The sequence below is a fragment of the Polaromonas sp. P1_G2 genome (assembly GCF_056405515.1).
This window is the reverse complement of record NZ_JBFUBY010000914.1, coordinates 1-511: the sequence shown is the minus strand read 5'-3', so window position 1 is coordinate 511 and position 511 is coordinate 1. Positions and strand designations below refer to the sequence as shown.

The 511-nt window shown below is 59.6% G+C and carries 1 protein-coding gene; it reads right to left on the bottom strand.

Features of this window, described 5'->3' with window-relative positions; all coding sequences use genetic code 11:
- The coding region (locus AC1D0P_RS28310; protein ID WP_477679772.1) for a nucleotide-binding protein at positions 1 to 317 on the bottom strand (317 nt) is incomplete at its 3' end.
- Positions 318 to 511: the final 194 nt, after the last annotated feature.

Here is a 511-nt window from a genome sequence, read left to right as displayed (position 1 = left end):
CCCTGATAGTCACGCGCCCTGGCCTGGCCATAGACCCTGCCCTGGACGACGATCTGGCTGCCATTGTCGCTCTGCGGCTTCAGCAGCACCGGGTTCATATGCACGGAAGAGGGCGTGCGGGCTGCAAGCGCCTGCAACCATTGCGCCCGGCCGATCTCGCCGCCGTCATCGCTGACCGCGGCATTGTTGGACATGTTCTGCGGCTTGAACGGCCGGACCTTCAGGCCATGATTGGCCGCAAGCCGGCAGAGACCGGCGACCAGCACGGTCTTGCCGACATCCGAGCCCGTTCCCTGCAGCATGATCGTGCGCGCCATATCCAACTCCTTCTGTCACCCTCCGCATGCCACCGCACGGCATTCGGCGCAAGAAACCATTCCGCCRATTTCCGACGCAAAGAGAAACAGCAACGTTTTGGTTGCCATTTGCGTTTCACTATGGGATGGAAAAGCAACTTCTTGGTTGCCATTTAATCCATTCAGCAAGGAGACCATCATGTCCGAGACGATAG